The organism is Lyngbya sp. PCC 8106, assembly GCF_000169095.1.
Lineage (GTDB): Bacteria > Cyanobacteriota > Cyanobacteriia > Cyanobacteriales > Microcoleaceae > Capilliphycus.
The window spans coordinates 1-18,932 of record NZ_AAVU01000074.1; the positions used below are offsets into that span (position 1 = coordinate 1).

Below are 18,932 nucleotides of genomic sequence, written 5' to 3' on the forward strand. Positions count from 1 at the left end.
GCTGGTGCGATGACTCTGTTTGAGGTCGCTCACTTTGTTCCAGAAAAGCCGATGTACGAACAAGGCTTGATTTTGATTCCCCATGTCGCCACCCTCGGTTGGGGTGTTGGCCCTGGTGGTGAAGTCATCGATATTTTTCCTTTCTTCGTTGTTGGTGTTCTGCACCTAATTTCCTCTGCGGTTCTCGGCTTGGGTGGTATTTATCACGCTGTTCGTGGCCCAGAAACCTTAGAAGAATATTCTTCTTTCTTTGGTTACGACTGGAAAGACAAGAACCAAATGACCAACATCATCGGCTACCACTTAATCCTGTTGGGTTGTGGTGCGCTGTTGCTGGTGTTTAAAGCCATGTTCTTTGGCGGTGTCTACGATAGTTGGGCGCCCGGTGGTGGAGATGTCCGAGTCATCAATAACCCCACATTGAACCCGGCTGTGATCTTCGGTTATCTGACCAAAGCGCCCTTTGGGGGTGAAGGTTGGATTATCGGTGTTGACAACATGGAAGACATCATCGGTGGTCACATTTGGATTGGTTTGATTTGTATTGCTGGAGGAATCTGGCACATTCTCACCAAGCCCTTTGGTTGGGCGCGTCGTGCGTTCATCTGGTCTGGAGAAGCTTATCTATCCTACAGCTTAGGCGCTCTATCCCTGATGGGCTTTATCGCTGCCTCTTTTGTTTGGTTTAACAACACCGCTTATCCCAGTGAGTTCTACGGCCCTACAAACGCCGAAGCGTCTCAAGCTCAATCTTTTGTGTTCTTAGTTCGTGACCAAAAACTCGGTGCGAACATCGGTTCTGCTCAAGGCCCAACTGGTCTGGGTAAATACCTGATGCGCTCTCCCACTGGTGAAATTATCTTCGGTGGTGAGACAATGCGTTTCTGGGATTTCCGTGGCCCTTGGTTAGAGCCTCTACGTGGGCCTAATGGTCTTGACCTCAACAAGCTCAAGAACGACATCCAGCCTTGGCAAATTCGCCGTGCTTCTGAATACATGACTCATGCTCCCAACGGTTCTATTAACTCCGTGGGCGGTATCATCACAGAAGCTCAAGGCTTTAACTACGTTAACCCCCGTGCTTGGTTAGCTGGTTTCCACTTCATCGTCGGTTTCTTCTTCCTGATTGGACACCTCTGGCACGCTGGCCGCGCTCGCGCTGCTGCTGCTGGTTTTGAGAAAGGAATTGAACGTGAAACTGAACCCGTGTTGGCTATGCCTGACCTCGACTAATTCCTCTGGAATTGTTGGGTTAATCGCTTAGTTAAGAGTTAGAATAAACGCCCCGCCTTCATAGGTGGGGTTATTTTTTTATGAATTAATGGTCTTTAACTAATAGTGCTATTCTGATAAGGATCGGTTTCATACCAAATTTAATTGAATTATGGCTCTTTTAGAAAAACTCCAAAGTTCTTTTCTAGCAAGGGTTTCAATAATTGTCAAAAATAGTCGTAAGATGAGTATGGAGATTAAGTCAAAGTGAGCGATCAAGATCTTAAGCAAGCCTTACTTCATCTTCCTGAAAATGCCTCTGAAGCAATAGTTAACAGTGTTTTTATCTCTAAACTATTACTTGCACTTGGTTTTAAACAGGCAGATCAAATTCCTGAGTTTCCTACAGGACAAGGATCGCAAGCAGTGGACTATGCTGCACGAAAAAGAATTGAAGATGATACATTTATTCAAACTCAAACTAACCCCTATTTACTGATTGAAGTCAAAGGGAGAGATATCAATCTATGTGAAGGTTCTCCGCAATATGGAAGAACAGTTAAGCAACTTAAAAATTATTGTCTTGCTCCGAACTGTAAAACCGTTAACTGGGGAATAATCACCAACTCACAACATATTCAACTATTTAGAAAACACGGTAAAGTTGTCTACCCAGCTACTCTCTGTTTAAAACTGACTCCAGACAATGTGACCGAGATACTTTTAAAAATTCGTCAAAAAATTGAAGCACCTACAAAAGCTTTAACTGTTGCTATCTATAACAATAAGGGAGGTGTTGGAAAAACAACAACAACCGCCAATTTAGCGGCCGTTTTAACTCTGTGTGGTAAAAAAGTTCTTGTGATTGATTTTGATCCAAATCAGCAAGATTTAACTCATTCTCTTGGTGTTGAAGTAGGTGAACAAGGTTTCTACGCTTGTATGGAAAATAAACGAGCAAATATTGATGATCAGGTCATTCAGCATCACAAGGTGAGTTTAAAAAATAAGAGATTTGTAATTGATATTATTCCATCAGATCAAACATTTGCTGATAAAAGTGAAAATGAGTTGCGACAAGAACTTAAAATATTCAGGCTTCGCCAAATTTTAGAGCCTCTCAAGTCTAGATATGACTATATTTTGATTGATAGTTCTCCCAACTGGCGTTTTGTCAGTACAAGTGCGATTTATGCGGCAGATGTTGTGTTAATTCCTACCAAACACAACAATATTTTTTCATTAAAAAATGCAGCGATAGCAATTCAGAAATATATTCCGGAAGTTCAGGAATACAGAAAAGATGGGGGGCCAGTTGCACTGCCAATTTTTTTAAATGGAGAGAATATTACAGACTTTCAGCGAACGGCTGCTCATAAAGCTATAGACAAAATTATTTTACAAGCCAAGCGAGAGTTTAATTTGCTCCCTTACTTTTATCCCCGTTTTACCGATGCTAAAAAAGATCGTTACATTTTTGATTTGCCAAGCTACGCACGCATCGCTAATGCAGCGTTTGAGCAAATTCCTGCTGTGTATAAAAACAAAACAGCGCGTGACTATTATTTGAATTTAGCTAAGGAGTATTTTTTACAATGAGTAACTTAAGTGATATTGGCAACTTAATGTATCTCTATCTGGATGATATCGATCCAGGCAATGGAACCGATGCGCCGAAATTTTTAATTACAGCAGCAGCAAAAGCTTTAAATCAATATGGCGATCGCAATTGGGTTCCTGTAATTATTAAAGAAGTGGGTGAAGATCGATATCAAGTGATTGGCAATGTATTTATTTATGCTGTTGCCGAAGAAGCGGGGTTAGAAAAGATTTGGTGCATTATCGCAGATGAGCGAGAGGAAACAGAAAAGCTAACTCAGGTGTTATCCGGTGAAGTAACACCAAAAATTAATCTCTCTCAAGCCACAAGAGATGAAATTAAAGATGCCTTGCAGTATTTAATTGAAAAGCCAGGAAGCCTTCTAAAAGGGGTTAACATACTCACAGCAACCAACCGAATTGATGCAGCACCCCGTCAATACTGGAAAACTTTAGATCCGATTACAACACTCAAGTGTGGGATTACAAAAAGCAAGTTAAAAATATTAGAGGAAGTCTTTGATCTGGTTCCTCAACCGATGCCAGATGTAATAAAAGATCCGGCTATTCTCAATAGTTTAACGACTACAGAATTGAAAGCACTCGCGAAAAAACGTCAACTGACAGGTTACAGCAAGAAGAAGAAACAGGAGTTAGTTGAATTACTCAGCACTTAAAGCATTAGTTGTCTGAATATTGCCCAATCAAAAAGGGATTAGAGTTAAGAAAGTTTAGAGGAGATTTAGCAGCGATCGCCTTTTGAACTTTCCTTTTCCCTAATCCCTAATTATTCAGACAATTAAACGATGCAATTCAACTATGCAACCGCTACAACTTCAGCAATTTCAGGAATTTTTTCCCGTAAACGACGCTCAATTCCCATTTTCAAGGTCATTGTTGAACTGGGGCAAGACCCACAAGCCCCTTGCAAGCGCAACCGTACAATCGGGCCATCAAGTTCAACGATCTCAACGTTACCGCCATCCGCCATTAAATAGGGGCGGAGTTCATCCAAAACGGTTTCAACATTTTCGGGTGTTAAGGCTAGATCTGTCATGGCTCACCTATTAATTAATCTTCAAAACAATCGATTCTGAACTTATCTTAATCCTAACGTCACGAAAGAAACATTAAGAGAAAATTTTAGCTCACCGTTGCAGGTTCTAACAGTTTGATGTTGGAATAGTTGAACTCAGTTGTCGTGAGTGTTCCCTTTTCCTTGGAATGAACGACTTGGCGAGTCATCACATAATAATCGCCAATTTTCTCAAACTTATCCTCAAATTCCAATTCTCGCATAATATCGTTGTTTTCGGGATTGCGGAAAACCGCATCATAGTGACTCGCAGCAAGACCTTCCCCAGTGTCAAGGCTTTGATGGGTATTGATGACAAACGCCATCCGACCCATAACCCGACTCACCAAACAAATTTGATCATCTCGGACTTTGTAGTTGGAACCCATCGAATCCCCTTGCACGAGAATTTCTACAGCGCCCGTCTCATCTTTTTCGCCAAAACTAAAGCTATTTTTACCGTGAGAGTTATCAAACGAGGTGCGTTTGCGGTGGGTGACAATATCTCGGAGTTGCGTGTAAACGCTTTGTTTTACCTCTTCATCTTCAATCCCCATGACTTCTACACTCATGTCAGGATTGATGCGAATCTGACCCTTATAAATCTCCGAACCCTGTTTGAGTTCGATGTCAGCACTGTAACCGGGGAAGTTCGAGTCCCAGGTGTAGCGGTGTTCGTAAGCAGATCGAAACACGTCACGAGCGTTTGTTGATTCGGTCATGGAAGTATGGTCGTCCAAAACTAACGTCTATCTATTATATAATAGTCACTGAGTTTTATCAGAACTGGCAATTATTCTCTCAAAAACTAAATTAAATCTTTAACTTTTCAAAGGGTCAGAAAAAACTGTCGAGCTTCTCTCCCCTGAAATATTAACTGTTAAATTTGACAATGTTTAGAATATTTATTGACAACAATATTAAGCTTAAAATATGTTATAATTGAATCTATCTTCGCTTAAGATTAACTCAAACTTTTAAAATTAGCATTTTAAACAACTCTAAAAATATCATGTTACAACGTCCAATTTATCTTGATAACAATGCAACAACACCGATGGATGAACGGGTGCTAGCAGCAATGATTCCTTACTTTACCGAACACTTTGGAAATCCTGCCAGTATTAATCATTTTTACGGATGGGAAGCGGAAGCCGCAGTCAAAAAAGCGAGAGAAACTTTAGCAAGTGCGATTAACGCTACACCCGAAGAAATTATCTTTACAAGCGGTGCCACCGAATCTGATAACTTAGCCATTAAAGGAGTAGCTGAAGCTTATTTTAGCAAAGGTCGTCATCTGATTAGTGTTGTCAGCGAACATAACGCCATTCTTGATCCATTACACTATTTAGAAAATCTCGGATTTGAGTTAACTTTACTCCCGGTTCAATCTGATGGTTTAATTGATATTAATTTACTCGAAAAAGCAATTCGTCCTGATACAATTTTAGTCTCAGTGATGGCAGCAAATAACGAAATTGGCGTATTACAACCCATCGCTGAGATTGGCAAACTTTGTCGCGATCGCAATATTTTCTTTCATACCGATGCCGCCCAAGCTTTAGGAAAAATCCCTCTCAATGTAGAAGACATGAACATTGATTTAATGTCATTAACCGCCCATAAAATTTACGGGCCAAAAGGGATTGGGGCTTTGTATATTCGTCGTCGCAACCCGAGAGTAAAACTCGCCCCTCAACTTCATGGAGGCGGACATGAACGAGGAATGCGATCAGGAACATTATATACTCCTCAAATTGTTGGGTTTGGAGAAGCGGTTAAACTGGCTTTAAAAGAGATGAAATCAGAAACCAAACGTTTAACGAATTTGCGACAACAACTCTGGGAAAAATTAGCCACTTTGGGGGAGATTTATCTCAACGGACACCCGACAAAACACCTCGCTGGAAATTTGAATATTAGTGTCGCCGGAGTCGATGGTCAAGCATTACTATTAGGACTGCAACCTTTGATGGCGGTTTCTTCGGGTTCGGCTTGTACTTCTACTAAAATTGAACCTTCTCATGTATTAACCGCTTTAGGACGTTCCGATGCGTTAGCTTATGCTTCTATTCGGTTTGGAATCGGTCGGTTTAATACATCTGACGAAATCGATCAAGTTGTCGAACACACGATTTCAACAATTCAATCTTTACGCAAAGTTCAACAGTCAAAATCATTTGCTTCAAACCCTTCTTAAGTGATTGCTGATATTAACAAGATTAGCAATTTAAATATTTCTGAGGATAGATTCCTCTAGGGAATGAAATCAAATGAAGTTCTTGAACTCAATAAACAACCATCTTTGATAAAACAATTATCGAACGGTGACTGAATAACTAAACTTAAAGGGTTTAAAATTAGTCTCAGTTTTAGGGGTTCCACTCAACTCCAATTCATAACCTCCTGCTTTTGGAAATACTACATCTGTCCCTGGAATTCCCTGATATTTTTCAGCAGAAATTGCTTTTAAGGCTGGAGTCATCATCGGGGAATCTTCTGCTTTACGGGGTTGACGATAAACCGCTAATTTACAGTTACACTGTTCTAAGGGAATAATAACCCCTCCTCTGCGAGTTAATGCAAACCAAACTTGGGCAGTTTCTCCTGCTTTTGGGTTATGATTAGGTTCAAGGTGAAAAGTCGCCGCTACATCCCCAGAAACTTCAACTTCATGGGCGAGAGTCGGAACAGTTAACCGATGACTAAAATTAACCATAATCGGAACACTCATCAACCCCAGTATAACAAATTCTCTAAATAGCTTACTTTGACTTACTCGGTGAAACATAAAACTTCTCCAAAGAAAATAAAGACCAAATTGAACGCATTCTTACTAATAGCACAAAAAGACTGATTGTTGCTAAAATTCCGACTCGAATTTGATGGCTAACAGTCCACTCAAACCCGCCAAAATAACTCGACCCACTTAAGAGGATATGAACCACACCCAAAACAAACGCTGGAACCGCTAATAAATGGATTTTTCGCCAGTATTGTCCTAAATAACTTTGAATTTTATCAAAACTCGTTAACGCCGCAGGAGTAATCAATAACAAGGCAATTGTTCCCAATCCAATTCCCCATTGATGTTGGGGAAGCATAAACCAAAATGCTTCAATATTCCAATTTAAAGTATGATCAATCATTTGACCCATATGAACCAATGCTAAGATAAAAGCAGCCACACCTAACAAACGCCGATATTGTAAAAGTGGCGAGAAAAATCGACTCATTGGACGGGCAATTAAAGCTAACATCAAAAAAATTAAGGCACCATGACCTGTATAATCAACATGATTTCCGGTTCGTAATAACGTTAAAATTCCAATACTTAAAGTAATCCATCCACCCAATCGAAATAATTGACTTCGATGGTCTGAACTTAATTTACTCGTTAATAAACCAACCCCTAACATTGTGGGTAATGTTCCCAGTCCAAAGGCTAACATGGTCATCATTCCCATCTTTAAACTTCCGGTTTCTGCGGCTTTAATTTGGGCTGTATAGAGAAAACCACAAGGGATTAATCCCCAAACTAGACCCAAAATAAAGGGAGTTAAGGGGCTTTTTTGCATAGATAAATTGACCATTGCACCGCTAAAACGGTTATGTAAAACTTGAGGAGAAAGCGGGTGCAACATTGGCAATTTAGGGATTAAATCGGGTCGTATTTGTGCCAATCCTAACCCAATTAACATTAACCCTGTTAAAATTGCCATTCCCCGTCGAATAACACTCCCTAATCCTGCCATTTGTCCACTTGCAACTAATACCGAACCGATTCCCCCAATGGCGGCACCAACTAACGCATAACTGAGAATTCGTCCGAGATTTAGTAACAAGTGAAACCGCCAAGAGGGTTGTTTGGAATCATCTGTATTCGAGAGAGAAAACGCCACCGTTATCGGGCCGCACATTCCCATACAATGACCAAAACTTCCTAAAAATCCTAACGTACTAATCAATACGAGATCTAGCATTATTCTATTTGAGTTGCACAATCGTTTTCTATTTTAAAGGTCTACGCTGCAAATGTTGAACTGGGAAAGTTTAAATTCATCAGACAGACCCTTGACTGACTAAAAAAATCCGGTTTCTCATGGCTGTACAAAGGCTGAAATCTTGAAGTAATTTTTAGAAACTGGGTTTATGGGCAAATTCTGGAAATGCTAAACTACTAAAAAAGCCAATTGGAGGGTTTTGCTATGCCTTCACCGTTTCCGGGAATGGACCCCTGTTTAGAACATCCTGATTTTTGGCCGGAAGTTCACAATCGATTAATTGTAGCAATTGCTGATGTTCTCACGCCTGAGGTTCGTCCTAAATATGAAGTGGCAATTGAAAAGCGGGTTTATGAAGTCAATAATACAAATACTGATTCTCTTTTAGTGGGGATTCCTGATGTGGCGGTGAAGCGTCAATCTCAAACTTCAGAAGGTTTAGAATTAGAAAATCGACAATCAAATACCGCAGTTGCCGAATCTAAGTCGAAAGAAATTACCGTTCATCTTCCCATGCCTGAAACGGTTAGACAGACTTATTTAGAAGTGCGAGAAATGACAACTCGTTCCGTTGTTACGGTGATTGAAGTGTTATCTCCGGTGAATAAACGTCCGGGAGAAGGACGAGAATTTTATCTAAAAAAACGTCAACGGGTGTTAGGGAGTTTAACAAATTTAGTTGAAATTGATTTGCTGCGAGGATGGCAACCGATGCCGATTTTAGGGGAGGATATTCAATCGGATTATCGGATTTTAGTTAGCGATGAACAACATCGGCCCCGAGCGACATTGTATCCTTTTAATGTGAGAGATTCTTTACCGAGTTTTTCTATTCCTCTGCGTTCAGAAGATGGGGAACCGATGTTAAATTTACAGGAGTTATTTACAACAATATATAACCGAGCGGGTTATGATTATCGGATTAATTATGAAAATTATATCACAGAATTAACACCACCGTTAATGGAGTCGGAACAAAGTTGGATTCGGGAATTATTACAGCAATAAAAGGTTGTTTTTTGTTATTGTTCGACTTCTTCAAAATTCACTTGATTGTAAATATCCGCTAGTTCAATTTCAAAAGAAATAGAGTTTAGAGATAAGGTTTCATCTTGATAATATTCAGTAAATATCCATTGGCGATCGCCTGTTTTGCTATACTGTTCAATATGTTGAGTATATTGATCGATTAAAATATATTCTTGAAAACTGTCAATGGTACGATCAGACTCAAATTTTTTATCTTTATCATAGCTACGAGTAGATTTAGATAACACTTCTGCAATCATTATCGGATTCAAAACGGTATCATTTCGTCCGATTTGTAATTGTAATTCACCTTGAATGAGCATAACATCGGGATAAGTATAGATGCGTTTTTGTGGAATCCAAAGTCTTTGATCGAGTACAAATACACGATAGGGTTGACGTTTTAAGGTGAAATTAAGTGCTGCATATAAATTCCCGGAAATTTGATTATGATTGGGTGTACCACCTGTCACTAATATAACCTCTCCATCAATATATTCGTGACGTTCTTCGGAATTGATTTCTAATTCTAAGTATTCTTCTTGGGTGTATTTTTTTTGTTCTATAACTTGCATTTTTTCATGATTTCATTTATTTTTTAACTTTAAATTTGTTGAACATTATTAATTTTAAAAACGAACTTTATAAACTTTAAATAACTCTCCATCCTTTTGTTTAACAATCTTTTCTGAATTGGATTTAATCATTTTTTCCCAACTTTCTAGCGGTTCTAAAAAGACTTCTGTTCCTAAATAGGTTTCTAAAATTGCCCAATCTTCTGCTAAGGGTGCATCAGGATTGAGAACATCAAAAATAAACTCTCCAGTAGGCTTCAAGACTCGTTTAACTTCAGCCATAACCTCCGTCCAATATTCAAGGGGAAAATAACAACTCAACCCCGTGGCGATCGCTAGATCAAACTGATCTTCATCATACTCTAAATGATGAGCCGCCCCCAATGTTACCCCTTTAAACAGTTTAGAATTTAACTGCGGCCCCCGAGCATTCAAAGCATCTATTGCCACATTGCTAATATCTTGACCATAAAATAAAGCATTCCACTCTCGCCAAGGATAAATCAAAAAACTGACCCCACAACCAATATCTAAACAGTGTTGATTTTTCTGAATTTTAGTCAATTCCCAAAAAGGCGAAGTAATTTTAGCTTGTAGAGTTCCGGCAATACGATCGCGAAAAATCGGCAAATTTTCCACTTCTTCGGGAAGTTCAAAAGCCTCCCCTTGATATTCCCGATTAAAGCGATAAGCAATTGCATTTGTCAGAGAATGCCACTGATCAGAAAGATAAGCAGAAGAACTCGAAGATTGTGAAGACCGATCAGATTTTTTAGACATCGTTATTTTTTCAAAGCTTTTTTAATTAAACCTGGAATTTGAGACGGACGATCAGCCAAGGGAATTTTAGCTTTTTTAAACGCTTCTATTTTGCTTTCTATTGTTGGCGGACAAATAGTTTGGGCGAGTAATTTAGATGTCGCTAGCGTACAGGAATGACCCAGCATTTGAGTTGGGGGTGCATACAGTCCAGCAATATAAGCAATTACAGGTTTATCAATCGTTTCGGCAATATAAGAAGCCGCTTCTTCTTCACCAGTTCCACTGACTTCTCCGACCAAAACAATTGCCTCAGTTTGATCATCTTCATCCAAAATTTGTAGCCACTGAATAAAAGAAGAACCAATAATCAAATCACTCCCAATACTGATACTCATAGACTGTCCGAGTTTAGCTTGAGTGAGTTGAGAAGCAATTTCATAAGTGAGTCTGCTACCCCGACTAATTAACCCAATGGAACCCGGAGTATAAAACTCACCAGGATGAAGCCCCAACAAAAGCTGATTGGGGACAATAATCCCAGCACAACTCGGCCCAATGATCAGTGTTTCTGAGATTTCGGCTTTACGAATCAAACAGACCATATCCAAAGGCGGCATCCCCTCGGTGAGAATAACCAGTTGTTTGACTCCAGCTTCAATCGCTTCTAAAGCTGAATCGAGTGCTTGATAGGGATTGACCCAAATCACACTGGTATCAATCGGGCCAACTTTAGCCTGTGCTTGTTCAACCAAATCAAAAATCGGAACTTCTTCCAAATAAGTACCGCCTTGACCGGGAGTTACACAAGCAACAATATTAGTCCCATAAGCCTTCATATTGAGAACCGCATGAATCAAAGCTTGAGATGCTGCATTCCCCTGAATTAAAACTTTACTCTCTGACGTTAAATCCATAGTTATTGACTCTAGTTGTAAACCCTAGACTGATGCAGCAACGACAAATAAACTATAACTGAGTTCGCAATTGACTCAGATCGGACAGTATCTAACTGTATGAGATACGAGATTTTTCTATTTTAGTCGGCGTGCGATTTTCAAAGTTGATTATTCCTGACTTCTACCCAAAGTATTGATAGAAAACCAAAACGACGGAGGAGAAGGCAAGCATCAAAATTATTTCGCTAAAGAAACAGCAAGCTTCACCGCCTCATCTAAACTCTCAGCAACTTGAACAGGTAGTTGTGCCAACTGATCGAGAATTTCACGAGGCGGATTAACCGCTAATCTCAGAACAAACTGGGGTAAATAGCCCATACTCGCCTTTTTCTGGAGATAACTGGCAATTTCTAAAATCGTTTTTTGAGAAGAGACAACATGACTGAGAAGATTGACGATCACGACTTTCACCTGCTTCGACTGACTGACCAATTCTAAACCTTGATAGAGATGATCACACCAAGCTTCGGTCAGTTCTGAATAGTCTTCCACCTCCAAATCGAGGTAATTTGCAGGTTTTCCCTTTGCTTGGATAATCAAATCAACCGTTGTCAGTGTCATATCCGCACCATTCGATAAAATGCCGATATTACCTTCAAGTTCCACCATTTTGAGTTCTCGAAGTTGAACCCGATCAAACTGAGCGGGAAAAGGAAAAGAATAGACATCTGTTAGCGAAGCTTTCGCGGGATTCTGATGATTTTGAATCAAAGCCGCTAAATCTCGGTGACGTCCGAGAGCATTGTCATTGACAATCACTTTGCCATCAAGAGCCATCACCTCGCCACTGGGGTTAATACCGAGTGGATTAATCTCGATCAGATCTAAATCCTTTTCCACAAACAAACAATACATTTTTTCAATGATGGCACTCACCGCTAAAATCAGGTCTTGATGCAATCCCATTTTGACACTGAGGCGACGAGCATAAAACGAGGAAAACTCTTGATCGACAACAACTTGCTGAACCTCTGAGATCGCTTCTTCAACAGCAACTCCGCCTTTAGTCGATCCTAACATCACCGGACGGCGACTGCTCGAATCTAACGTCACAGCCAGATAAAACTCTTGATCCGCGTTATATTTAGCCTCAGCTAACAGCACTTTCGGATATTCATCGCGAATGGGTAGATTAAAAATCGCTTGAGCGGCCGCAACTGCATCAATGGTATTCTCAACAAACCGTATGCCTCCCGCCTTGCCCCTTCCCCCTGAACGCACTTGAGACTTGAGAACCACCGGATAGGGAATTCTCAATCCCTTGACATCAGGAGCGCGATCAATCCGCTGTGAAGGTAACACCGGGATGTCTTTTTCCCGAAATAAGGTTTTGGCTTGATACTCTAGTAAATCCATTGCTAGTTTCCCCCTGATATCGCTAATTGAGTTTGGACTGCAATTTTAACAACACAATCCATCTCAGAATGTATAGAACGGGATCATTGCAGAATTTACATTCCTTGATGAACCGTTTTCACCCACTTTAGACGCTTCGGGCGGACTGAAATGCGGATGGCGGTACTGCTAATCACAATAAACCAGTGCAGCATATAAAATGTACCCCGCAAGCTTTGTAATCCAGCCTGTAAGACGCTCATTATTGATTGAGAAACGCATGGAGTCTGGGTGCGACGTAACCCAATAAACATCCCCACAAACGACAGCGTTAAAGCCAGCAATGACAAAGGACTGGTAATCGGTAAACGACGTAAAGCTAACGACATTAAACAATCAGGGACGGCAGCAGTCGGTACTAAGTATTGAATGATTAAAAACCCGAATAAATCAAAGGTTTTACGAGAGCCAAGACGATTACGGAGTAAGGGTTTCCAATAATCGAGATAGCGTTGATATCCGCCTTCAGCCCAGCGGTTGCGTTGATGCCACAAGGAGATAGATTTTGTGACTCCTTCTTCGTAGACGGGGGGAAAGGCTAAAAATTCAATATCCCAATTATTCAGATGGAGTCGAATGGTGAGATCGAGATCATCAGTGATGGTTTCTTCGTTCCAACCCCCACAAGCTTCAATCGCGTCACGACGAACAAACTGACCATTTCCTCGGAGTTCTCCAATCCCTCCTAACACAATACGCTGCTCTTGGAAAAATGAATCCAGTGCCATTTCTGCGGCTTGACTTTGAGTCCAGAAATTGAGAGGAGCGTTAGAAATCGCTTTTCGGACTTGTACGGCACCAATTTGATCGTTGTCAAACAGAGGAACAACTTGCTGCAATAAATCGGGGGACACCTGAGCATCCGCATCAAATACCCCGATAAATTCACCTTGGGTTAAGGGTAAAACTTGATTGAGCGCCCCGGATTTTCCGCCGACTCCATTGTGACGATGTAAAACATTGAGTTGCTCAAACTTTTCGGCCAGTTGATCTAATAAAAGGGGTGTGTTATCGGTGCTGTGATCATCAATGATCCAAACTTCATAGGAGTCAGACGGATAATCGAGATTGCACAAGTTTTCGACTAAATTGTGAATCACAGATTCTTCATTTTTGGCGGCCACGAGCAAAGAGACAAAGGGCCAATAGTCGCGATCGCCTGTTGCCGTCTGATCAGACGATGGGTGACGATATCGGGTCAATAGGATACGCAACGAATGAATCGAAATCAACCCTGTTAAGCCGAAAATGAACCACGAACCCCAAGAAACCAGATGTAGGGTGATTGTTCCTCCCCAAATCATACTGAGGACTACAGCCGCTTTTCGGCGTCGTCCTTGATAGATTGAGGGTGAATTAGTCATGGGTTCGACTTGATGTTTAGAGGGTTCGGGAGCATCAATCGGATCGGTTTCTACAGTTTTATTCTCGGGGCTTGAGTCCCGGTGATGATGAGAATCGGGGTTAGGGTTAGATGAATTTGTTCGTGTAGATGTCAATCGTCTCATATCTGGTTTAACTTATGACTTGATCATTTTTGGGGCCAAGACTTCTTGGGCAGAGATAATCTAATTTAACTCTTAATACTTACGTGAACTACCTACGCAGACGCTTCGCTTTCTAGCGTAGGCTTCCAGCTTCTTGATCAACCTTGGTCGAAGCATCATTAGATTGATCATTGATCGGAAGTTGCCGCACAGAGGACTTTCGTCCTTTGGTTGGTCTTACACTTTCTCCACTGGCAGTCACCCCCGTCCCAGGGGCGAGGAATTGTCGATCTGGGTCTGCCGCGATAACTCTCAATCCCTCATCTCTGATATTGAGAGCCGCGTTGATATCACGATCATGTTGGGTGTGACAATGATTGCACTCCCAGTGACGAACATCGAGTGGCAGACTTTGAACAACATTCAGACAAACATTACAAGTCTTTGAGGACGGAAAAAACCGATCTATTTCCAGATAGGTTTTTCCGTCCTTTTTTGATTTGTAATCAACAAAGTTTAAGAACCTTCCCCAACCACAGTCGCTGATTGCCTTGGCTAGATTGTGGTTGCGTACCCTTGCGGGTGAGCCAGTCGCTTCAAGTCCGGTTCCCCGCCCAACGCGCTGGCTCACCATGCCCTTTACGTTGAGATTTTCAGCAATTATGACTTGATTCTCGTTCACAATTTTGCGAGACAGTTTATGCAGGAAGTCTTGCCTCGCAAAGAAGATTTTCTCGTGCGCTCTTGCTACCAATTTCCTGGCTTTATTCCGGGAATTGGAACCTTTTTGCTTGCGAGATAATTTCTGCTGCTTTCGCTTTAAATTACGTTCATGTTTTTTAAAGTGCCGAGGATTTTCGTATTTAGACCCCTCGCTTGTAATCAAAAAGTGGGTGAGTCCCAGGTCTAATCCTATCGCTTTTCCTTCTTCAGAAGTCTGCGGTTCAGCTTCTTCGTTCTCAAATAAAATTGAAGCGTAATACTTCTCCGTTCTTGTCTTTGTTATTGTGACTGTTTTGATATTGCCATCAAATTTTCGGTGAATATTGGCTTTGATTTTGCCAATAACAGGAAAACTTAAATGACTGTCAACAATCTTGACGTTCTGAGGATACTGGATCGATTGCTTTTCATGGCGGCTCTTAAATCGAGGGAACTTGGCTCGACCTTCAAAGAAGTTAACAAAAGCTCTGGAAAGATTTAAAACAGACTGCTGTAAGCATTGTGAATAGGTTTCCTTTAGCCAGGCTGTTTCTTCTTTCTTTTTTAGAATTGGTAACTGTTTCTTCAGTTGCATTCCTGAGATTCCCTTGCCTGTTTCTTTATAGGCTTGGTTGTTCAGCTCCAGGCAGTAATTCCACACCCATCGGACAGAACCAAAAGCTTTTGTAAGAGCTTGTTTCTGTTCATCTGTTGGATATAGTCTGACTTTTGCTACGTTTCTCATTATGCAAATTAGAGCGAATGCAATTTATTATAACTCAATCTGGAGAATTAACAACCTCAAGGGCGATTCATCCCACACTGAAACGCAGTGTCAGGTGTGGGGCTTCTCGCTGTGAAGCTAAAATCATCTAGATTTCGGCAGGAGACCCACGCCAGAAGTCTGAGTTGGCGATGGGAGGAATGCCGCGACCTATAAAGTTTACAAAAACCCCTCCCATGAGATATTATAGGGGTATGACGCAAGCAATAACGGTCAAATGCAAGTTGATAGTCCCACCAGACTTGACCCAATCGGTCGATGAAACTTTGGTGGGATTTTCCGATGCTTGTAACCAAATATTGCTCGAGGCAAAAGAACAGAACTGTTGGAATACAACAAAGCTGCATCATCTGACCTACAAACCCGTCAGAGAGGCGACGGGGCTGAAAGCTAACCACGTTTGTCAAGCCATCAGAAGGGTTGTTAACCAACACATTACCACCAAACAAATCCACAAGTTTCGACCAACAAGTATCTCTCTTGACGCGAGGACGTTCAAATATATTGAGTCCTTGCAAAAAGTTGGAGTCACACTGAAGTCGGGACGGGTCAATTTTCAACTCAAAATTGGTGGCTATCAGATTGCATTGCTTAGAGGTCAACTCCCCACAAGTGCCACGCTTTCTAAAAGTAGGAATGGCTATTACATTAATATAGTAGTTCAAGTTCCCACCCAACGAAAAAAGAAAACTCCGAAAGTGTTGGGTGTTGATTTGGGGCTGAGAGATATTGCAACAACAAGTACAGGAAAAACCTGGGATGGTAAGCAATTGAGGCAAACCCGAACCAAGTTTATCCGCGTCCGCGCCTCGATTCAATCCAAACGCACTAAGTCCGCAAAACGCTTGCTTAGAAGGCTCTCTGGAAAGGAATCGAGGTTTCGGGCATTGGGTCAATCACAACATCAGCAAACAGCTTGTACAAGAGGCTGAACAACTTAACTCGGCAATTGCTTTTGAAGATTTGTCGGGTATTCGACTGAGGACGAAAGTTAGGAAGAAAACCCGAACATAAATCAATAGATGGGCTTTTTACCAGTTGAGATTGTTCACAGAATACAAAGCCTGTATTGCTGGAATTAGTGTGATTTTGGTTGAGCCGAGATCTACCTCTCAAACCTGTTCGAGATGTCACCACATCCATCCGTTGTCGGGAAAATCTTACCGAAAGGGAAAGGGTTTTAAGTGTGGTTTTTGTGGCGCGTGAACATGATGCTGATGTTAATGGGGCGTTAAATATCGCTCAACTTCTCTGAACTTGGCAATTTCTGTCTAGCCAAAGTTTTCAAGATGGGGCTGCCGTAAATCCGCCTGAAATCTCGACCTATTCCTGTCAGCTAGAGGGACAGCTTTTGTTGTTTCCCGATGGGACTGGGTTAGGGATAAAGCCCATGCCATAAGTGTTTACACGTTGGCGTTGGGTAGTTTACATTGGAAGCTGGCAAAACAACAACATTGAGATTTTACACCGTTGTTTTCTGGGGTACGGATCAAGGGTTGAGTCAGCAAGGAAGAAAATTTTTGTCTCTAGAGTCATAATAGGGGGTTAAATGTCGGCTAAATTGGAAATAATCGGTCTTTGCAGGAAATCTGAGAATGTCAAACTCCGCCACAGTCATCGCTCAACTCAAACCCGCCGAAAAGCGAGAGGTGATCGTCTATCAACCGTACTACGATGATAAAAGTCGTAGATATTTACCGCTATCGATTAGCCTCTATAAGGAGAAAAGTTTAGAAGGCGCTCGTAAAATTGACAGTGCTGAGGATATTCCTTTCGTCGCCACCTGGAATGTTTCTTCTCTACCTGCTGATCTCACTCGTTGTCGAGTACAGTTTGATGGTAACGCTGATCTCAGCTATGAAGTCACCATGGCGAACTATGAATTTATTCGCTATCTGATCGATGTCCTACAAAACTTTGGTCGCACTCGTACTATTGATTTTTCTCAAGAGTTTTACAAGCGTTTACTCCATTATGTTGAGTGAAAGACTCTCGGTATAGCGCCGAAGATCTCAGTGATTTCAAGACCCTGATGATTTTCAATCTCTTGTAGATAGTATAGAATACCAGCATTCGCCTAAGCGTCCAATACTGGAAGTTCTAAAAAATTTCCCCAGGTTTTACACTCGGGGAGTAGTCAAAATGAGCATGGAGGAGTCAGTGACGTGGCTAAACCCGCCAAGTATCTATTAATCGGGTCAACTCAGCCTTTTAGTGGGAAGTCGGCAATTGCACTGGGGCTAGCCCATCAGTTGCGATCACATAATATTCAAGTTGCCTATGGCAAACCGCTTGGAACCGAAATTGGTAATGCCGCAGAACCCTTCGATGCTGATGTTCAGTTTATCGCGACTACGTTAGGACTGTCTGCTGATCAGATTGGTTCACCTGTGGTGATGCTCACGGACAACGCAATACACAGGAGATTACAGGGAGAAGATACAACTAACTTTTGTCAGGCTCTCGCTTCTTCTGTACAAAGGTTAAAAGGGGATTTAATTTTGTTAGAAGGGCCGGGAACGCTACAACAAGGCAGTTTGTTTGATCTGTCTTTGTCGCAAATCGCCCATGAACTTGATGCTTCTGTGATGCTTGTTGAACGTTTAGAGTCTTCGGCCGCTATTGATGGTTTTCTCGTGGCGAAAGCTCAATTAGGCGATCGTCTCATGGGGATTTTAGTGAATGATTTCCCGGCGGAACGTCAGGAAGTAATGACCAATTTTATTCGGCCTTTTCTCCAGCGCGAAGGTATTCCTCTACTGGGGGTTTTACCTCGAAATGCTCTGTTGCGAAGTGTGACGGTTGAAGATCTGGTTAAACAACTTCAGGCTCAAGTGCTTTGTGGTGGCGATCATTTGAATATGATGGTTGAAAGTCTCAGTGTCGGGGCGATGAATGTCAGTGCAGCTATGAAATATTTTGATCGCACTCGCAATATGGCGGTGGTGACTGGAGGCGATCGCACCGATATTCAGCTTGCAGCCCTGGAAAAATCAACCCATTGCTTGATCTTAACCGGACAAATTACTCCCGATCCCATGGTGTTAAGTCGGGCTGAAGATCTAGAGGTTCCTGTATTGTGTGTCGATCTCGATACTCTGACGACAGTGGAAACGATTGATCGGGCTTTCGGTCAAGTGCGAGTCCATGAACCTAGTAAGGTTGAGTGTATCACCCAACTGATGGCCGAGCATTTCGATTTTGATAGCTTTATGAAACACTTGGGTTTAGAAGCCCCTGTCCCTTCTAATCTCTAAATCAAACGGTTTAAATTCAAATTCAATCTGCCCCCTGATAACTTGGCAGCGCCGTTTCCTGATCCCCCTAAAACTTGATTTGTGGGGAGGTGGGG

The 18,932-nt window shown here is 41.6% G+C and carries 19 protein-coding genes; 9 read left to right on the top strand and 10 right to left on the bottom strand.

Going from position 1 to position 18,932, the window contains the following annotated elements:
• From psbC to L8106_RS27885, 3 genes are all read left to right on the top strand, one after another.
• The coding region (gene psbC, locus L8106_RS27875) for a photosystem II reaction center protein CP43 (RefSeq protein WP_009787915.1) at positions 1 to 1,233 on the top strand (1,233 nt) is incomplete at its 5' end.
• Between the two features lie 246 nt (positions 1,234 to 1,479).
• Entirely contained in the window at positions 1,480 to 2,811 is a 1,332-nt protein-coding gene (locus L8106_RS27880) for an AAA family ATPase (RefSeq protein ID WP_009787916.1), read from the top strand.
• A complete protein-coding gene (locus L8106_RS27885) occupies positions 2,808 to 3,488 on the top strand; it encodes a Rho termination factor N-terminal domain-containing protein (protein WP_009787917.1) in 681 nt (226 codons plus the stop codon). The genes L8106_RS27880 and L8106_RS27885 overlap by 4 nt, the downstream gene beginning before the upstream one ends.
• A 140-nt stretch (positions 3,489 to 3,628) precedes the next feature.
• On the opposite strand, the gene L8106_RS27890 is transcribed toward L8106_RS27885, so the two are convergent.
• Both L8106_RS27890 and L8106_RS27895 read right to left on the bottom strand, forming a co-directional pair.
• Complete coding sequence (locus tag L8106_RS27890) at positions 3,629 to 3,868, bottom strand: NifU family protein (RefSeq protein WP_009787918.1); 240 nt, start codon at positions 3,866 to 3,868, stop codon at positions 3,629 to 3,631.
• Between the two features lie 86 nt (positions 3,869 to 3,954).
• Positions 3,955 to 4,608 carry a DUF3386 domain-containing protein gene (locus L8106_RS27895; RefSeq protein WP_009787919.1) on the bottom strand — a complete coding sequence of 218 codons (654 nt, stop codon included), beginning with the start codon at positions 4,606 to 4,608 and terminating at the stop codon, positions 3,955 to 3,957.
• Positions 4,609 to 4,898: 290 nt separating this feature from the next.
• On the opposite strand from L8106_RS27895, the gene L8106_RS27900 reads away from it, so the two are divergent.
• Positions 4,899 to 6,086, top strand: coding sequence for an IscS subfamily cysteine desulfurase (locus tag L8106_RS27900; protein ID WP_009787920.1), 1,188 nt, complete (start codon positions 4,899 to 4,901; stop codon positions 6,084 to 6,086).
• A gap of 117 nt (positions 6,087 to 6,203) precedes the next feature.
• On the opposite strand, the gene L8106_RS27905 is transcribed toward L8106_RS27900, so the two are convergent.
• Both L8106_RS27905 and L8106_RS27910 read right to left on the bottom strand, forming a co-directional pair.
• A complete protein-coding gene (locus tag L8106_RS27905) occupies positions 6,204 to 6,677 on the bottom strand; it encodes a hypothetical protein (RefSeq protein ID WP_009787921.1) in 474 nt (157 codons plus the stop codon).
• The gene (locus L8106_RS27910; RefSeq protein ID WP_009787922.1) at positions 6,652 to 7,869 is read right to left on the bottom strand and encodes a sulfite exporter TauE/SafE family protein; all 1,218 of its coding nucleotides are present in this window, start codon (positions 7,867 to 7,869) and stop codon (positions 6,652 to 6,654) included. The genes L8106_RS27905 and L8106_RS27910 overlap by 26 nt, the downstream gene beginning before the upstream one ends.
• Positions 7,870 to 8,094: 225 nt before the next feature.
• On the opposite strand from L8106_RS27910, the gene L8106_RS27915 reads away from it, so the two are divergent.
• A complete protein-coding gene (locus tag L8106_RS27915; protein ID WP_009787923.1) occupies positions 8,095 to 8,898 on the top strand; it encodes a DUF4058 family protein in 804 nt (267 codons plus the stop codon).
• 14 nt (positions 8,899 to 8,912) lie between these two features.
• Here the strand turns inward: L8106_RS27915 and L8106_RS27920 are convergent, their stop codons facing one another.
• The 6 genes from L8106_RS27920 to L8106_RS27945 form a co-directional block, all read right to left on the bottom strand.
• Positions 8,913 to 9,494, bottom strand: coding sequence for a Uma2 family endonuclease (locus L8106_RS27920; RefSeq protein WP_009787924.1), 582 nt, complete (start codon positions 9,492 to 9,494; stop codon positions 8,913 to 8,915).
• A 54-nt stretch (positions 9,495 to 9,548) separates the two neighbouring features.
• On the bottom strand, positions 9,549 to 10,274 hold the full coding sequence (locus tag L8106_RS27925; protein WP_009787925.1) for a class I SAM-dependent methyltransferase: 726 nt from the start codon (positions 10,272 to 10,274) through the stop codon (positions 9,549 to 9,551).
• Between the two features lie 2 nt (positions 10,275 to 10,276).
• On the bottom strand, positions 10,277 to 11,170 hold the full coding sequence (locus L8106_RS27930) for a CoA-binding protein (RefSeq protein WP_009787926.1): 894 nt from the start codon (positions 11,168 to 11,170) through the stop codon (positions 10,277 to 10,279).
• A 219-nt stretch (positions 11,171 to 11,389) separates the two neighbouring features.
• Positions 11,390 to 12,568 carry a succinate--CoA ligase subunit beta gene (locus tag L8106_RS27935; RefSeq protein ID WP_009787927.1) on the bottom strand — a complete coding sequence of 393 codons (1,179 nt, stop codon included), beginning with the start codon at positions 12,566 to 12,568 and terminating at the stop codon, positions 11,390 to 11,392.
• A gap of 95 nt (positions 12,569 to 12,663) precedes the next feature.
• Entirely contained in the window at positions 12,664 to 14,115 is a 1,452-nt protein-coding gene (locus L8106_RS27940; RefSeq protein WP_009787928.1) for a glycosyltransferase family 2 protein, read from the bottom strand.
• A gap of 112 nt (positions 14,116 to 14,227) precedes the next feature.
• The gene (locus tag L8106_RS27945) at positions 14,228 to 15,541 is read right to left on the bottom strand and encodes an RNA-guided endonuclease TnpB family protein (protein WP_009787929.1); all 1,314 of its coding nucleotides are present in this window, start codon (positions 15,539 to 15,541) and stop codon (positions 14,228 to 14,230) included.
• Between the two features lie 233 nt (positions 15,542 to 15,774).
• Here L8106_RS27945 and L8106_RS34050 point away from each other — a divergent pair, with 233 nt between their 5' ends.
• From L8106_RS34050 to L8106_RS27960, 4 genes are all read left to right on the top strand, one after another.
• A complete protein-coding gene (locus tag L8106_RS34050; protein WP_232228608.1) occupies positions 15,775 to 16,512 on the top strand; it encodes a transposase in 738 nt (245 codons plus the stop codon).
• Between the two features lie 151 nt (positions 16,513 to 16,663).
• A complete protein-coding gene (locus L8106_RS34055) occupies positions 16,664 to 16,786 on the top strand; it encodes a transposase (protein WP_232228609.1) in 123 nt (40 codons plus the stop codon).
• Positions 16,787 to 17,175: 389 nt separating this feature from the next.
• Positions 17,176 to 17,565, top strand: a complete 390-nt coding sequence (ebsA, locus tag L8106_RS27955; RefSeq protein ID WP_009787932.1) for a type IV pilus biogenesis protein EbsA — start codon at positions 17,176 to 17,178, stop codon at positions 17,563 to 17,565.
• Positions 17,566 to 17,745: 180 nt separating this feature from the next.
• Positions 17,746 to 18,837 (top strand): phosphotransacetylase family protein, encoded by a 1,092-nt coding sequence (locus L8106_RS27960; RefSeq protein ID WP_009787933.1) that lies wholly within the window; start codon positions 17,746 to 17,748, stop codon positions 18,835 to 18,837.
• Positions 18,838 to 18,932 lie beyond the last annotated feature (95 nt).

Excerpts from the sequence above, each read along its gene's own strand:
- L8106_RS27945 (WP_009787929.1), bottom strand. The coding sequence starts at position 15,541 with ATGAGAAACGTAGCAAAAGTCAGACTATATCCAACAGATGAACAGAAA.
- L8106_RS27920 (WP_009787924.1), bottom strand. The coding sequence starts at position 9,494 with ATGCAAGTTATAGAACAAAAAAAATACACCCAAGAAGAATACTTAGAA.
- L8106_RS27900 (WP_009787920.1), top strand. The coding sequence starts at position 4,899 with ATGTTACAACGTCCAATTTATCTTGATAACAATGCAACAACACCGATG.
- L8106_RS34050 (WP_232228608.1), top strand. The coding sequence starts at position 15,775 with ATGACGCAAGCAATAACGGTCAAATGCAAGTTGATAGTCCCACCAGAC.
- L8106_RS27930 (WP_009787926.1), bottom strand. The coding sequence starts at position 11,170 with ATGGATTTAACGTCAGAGAGTAAAGTTTTAATTCAGGGGAATGCAGCA.
- L8106_RS27885 (WP_009787917.1), top strand. The coding sequence starts at position 2,808 with ATGAGTAACTTAAGTGATATTGGCAACTTAATGTATCTCTATCTGGAT.
- L8106_RS27890 (WP_009787918.1), bottom strand. The coding sequence starts at position 3,868 with ATGACAGATCTAGCCTTAACACCCGAAAATGTTGAAACCGTTTTGGAT.
- L8106_RS27940 (WP_009787928.1), bottom strand. The coding sequence starts at position 14,115 with ATGAGACGATTGACATCTACACGAACAAATTCATCTAACCCTAACCCC.
- L8106_RS27925 (WP_009787925.1), bottom strand. The coding sequence starts at position 10,274 with ATGTCTAAAAAATCTGATCGGTCTTCACAATCTTCGAGTTCTTCTGCT.
- L8106_RS27910 (WP_009787922.1), bottom strand. The coding sequence starts at position 7,869 with ATGCTAGATCTCGTATTGATTAGTACGTTAGGATTTTTAGGAAGTTTT.
- ebsA (WP_009787932.1), top strand. The coding sequence starts at position 17,176 with ATGTCAAACTCCGCCACAGTCATCGCTCAACTCAAACCCGCCGAAAAG.
- L8106_RS27915 (WP_009787923.1), top strand. The coding sequence starts at position 8,095 with ATGCCTTCACCGTTTCCGGGAATGGACCCCTGTTTAGAACATCCTGAT.
- L8106_RS27935 (WP_009787927.1), bottom strand. The coding sequence starts at position 12,568 with ATGGATTTACTAGAGTATCAAGCCAAAACCTTATTTCGGGAAAAAGAC.
- L8106_RS27895 (WP_009787919.1), bottom strand. The coding sequence starts at position 4,608 with ATGACCGAATCAACAAACGCTCGTGACGTGTTTCGATCTGCTTACGAA.
- L8106_RS27905 (WP_009787921.1), bottom strand. The coding sequence starts at position 6,677 with ATGTTTCACCGAGTAAGTCAAAGTAAGCTATTTAGAGAATTTGTTATA.